Here is a 2,406-nt window from a genome sequence, read left to right as displayed (position 1 = left end):
ACCCCGCGCGGGGTGGCGGCCGGCCCCGGGCGGATCAGCCCTCCGTCTGCTCCAGCCACCGCGTGAGCATCCGCAGGTCGCGGCCGATGCCCGCCGTGAACGCGTCGTCCGCGTCCTTCCACTCCTTCACGTCCGCGAGCACGGTCGCGAGTTGACGCTTCGCGGGCGCGATCCCGTGCCCACCCGCGTGCTTCAGCAGCGTCTCGGCCGTCTTGAGCCGCGCGGACGCCTTCACCGCGTCGGTCCGGGCGACGCACGGGCCCGCCGCGTCGGCGATCCGCTCCCGGATCGGACCCAGCGCGTCCCGCGCCGCCCCCGCCGGGTCGGCGTGCGGGGCGACGGCCTTCGTCCGGTACACGCCGTCGTGCAGCGCCTCGACCTGCGCGTCGGTCAGCTGGTTGTAGGCGAACAGCGCCGTCCCGTCGGAGTCGGCGTCCTTCACCGCCTGCAGCTGGTCGCCCATGACGTCCGAGGGGGAGCCGTTGATCGGCCCGTAGGTGGCGGTGTACAGGTACGCCTCGCCCACCCGGTCGCGCATGACCCTCGTGTCCTTGGCGACCGACTCCGGCGACGACCCGAAGGACATCCCCGTCAGGAAGTCCAGGTAGTCCTTGTCGATCCAGTCCGCCCAGTTCTGGAACTTCTTGCTCAACCCGTCCACCGGGTCCGCGAACACGGCTCCGGACAGCGGGAGTCCGGGATCCACCTGCTTCTGCATCTCCCGGACGCTCTGCACGAACGTCGTCACGTTCGCCTCACGCCACGCGTCGAACGTCTTCCACAGCGGGTCCGTCTGCTTCAGCGTGTACGGGTCCACGCCGTGCTCGTCGGCGAACTTCCTCCGCGAGTAGTCGCTGTAGGAGAAGGAGGAGTCGTAGGGGAGCGAGACCGGGTAGCGGATGTAGTCCAGGTGCAGGCCGTCGATGTCGTAGTCGGTCATCAACTCCCGGAAGACGGACCGGACGTAGTCGCGGACCTCCGGCATCGCCGGGTCGACCCAGTAGTAGCCGGGCTCCATCGTCGAGGGCTGCGGGCCCTCCTTGCCGACGTCCGAGCGCTCGACGGCCGCCCACTCCGGGTGCGCCCTCAGGATCGGGCCCGGGCCGGCCTTGCCGCCCACACTGTCGTCGCCCGCGCCCTCGGAGCCGACGAAGAAGGTGTGCGTCCAGGCGTGCAGCTCGATGCCGCGCGCGTGCGCCTCCTCGATCCACACCTTCAGCGGGTCGAACCCCTTCATGTTCGGGCGCTGCGACTCGACACCGGCCGCCTTCGCCGCGTCGGAGGGGAAGATCGTGTACCCCTGCCACACGGTCTCCAGGTACACCATGTTGAACCCGGCGTGCTCGATCCGGTCCATCGTCGCCCGGATCGCCTCGGGCGTGGTCTCCTTCGGCCGCACCCACACCCCGCGCCCCTCGACAGGCCGCGACTCGCGCGTACGGTCGCCCGCCCCGGTCGCGGTGGCGGCGGCCTGCGTGGCGAGCGCGACGGCCTCGGCCTCCTCGCCCCGGCCGAGTGCGGCGCGCGCGGCCCCGATCGTCTCCCCGGCGGCGGCCAGGCCCTCGTCCACGTCGGACTCGGGGAACTCGGTGCAGGAGTCCTTCGCCCGCCCGAGCCGCGCGACCGCGTCGTCCCGCAGCAGCTCGGCGCGCACGACGTACGCCTCGGCGTCGAGGGTCAGCGTCAGCCTCCTGCCGTCGATGTCGACCTTCGCGCCGATCTGCGCGTTGGCCGCGAGCCACTTGGCGGCCGTCCCGTGCCCGGAGAGCACCAGGCCGTCGGCCGGAATGGCCCGGTTGCTGCCGCCGACGGCCGTGACCCGGCCGTTCTCGACGACGACGTCCTGCCCGTACTGGTTCGTGCCCGTGCTCGGGGACCCGAACGCGGGGGTGTAGGCGAGGAGCTGGTTGGTCCCCCGGCAGCCGGGGAAGCACTGGCCGTTGGTGTCCACACCTCCGGGGTTGGTCTCCGCGGTCGGGTCGACCGCGTCCAGGTCCCGCGAGACGGGCGCCTGGATCTGCCCGACCGCCGCCGCGGAGGTCCGCGGGGCGTCCGCGGGCGCGGCGGCGGCCGACGGCACGGGCACGAGGAGCGCGGCGGACAGCGCGGCCGCGGCGAGGAAGGTGGGGGGGATCGAGCGTTTCACGGGCACGGAACAAGACCTCCGAGACGGTGGGGTTCCCGGGAAGCATCGGCAAGAGGTCCGTACAAGTCAATGCTCTGATCAAGGTCAGTACAGCGACAGGCCAAGTCACGTGCCAACTGGTCCGCATGCCGGTCCTGTTTCGCCCGAAAATGGTACGGACCACTTGCCGGCCCTCCGGACCGCCGCACCCCGACCCGTCCCGCACCCCGACCGACCCTCCCAGCATCCCCCGGACGCACGCGGGCCCCGCCACGAAACAC

Annotated in this window: 1 protein-coding gene; it reads right to left on the bottom strand. The window is 72.1% G+C overall.

The window, feature by feature from the left end; genetic code table 11:
- Positions 1-34: 34 nt before the first annotated feature.
- On the bottom strand, positions 35-2,152 hold the full coding sequence (locus ACFWEG_RS28845) for a glycoside hydrolase family 10 protein (RefSeq protein WP_387221019.1): 2,118 nt from the start codon (positions 2,150-2,152) through the stop codon (positions 35-37).
- Positions 2,153-2,406: the final 254 nt, after the last annotated feature.

Origin of the sequence: Streptomyces sp. NPDC060194, from assembly GCF_042728285.1 — a bacterium.
In the GTDB taxonomy this organism is placed as follows: Bacteria; Actinomycetota; Actinomycetes; order Streptomycetales; family Streptomycetaceae; genus Streptomyces.
The sequence above is the reverse complement of the archived record's forward strand: the minus strand, read 5'-3'. Positions and strand labels throughout refer to the sequence as shown.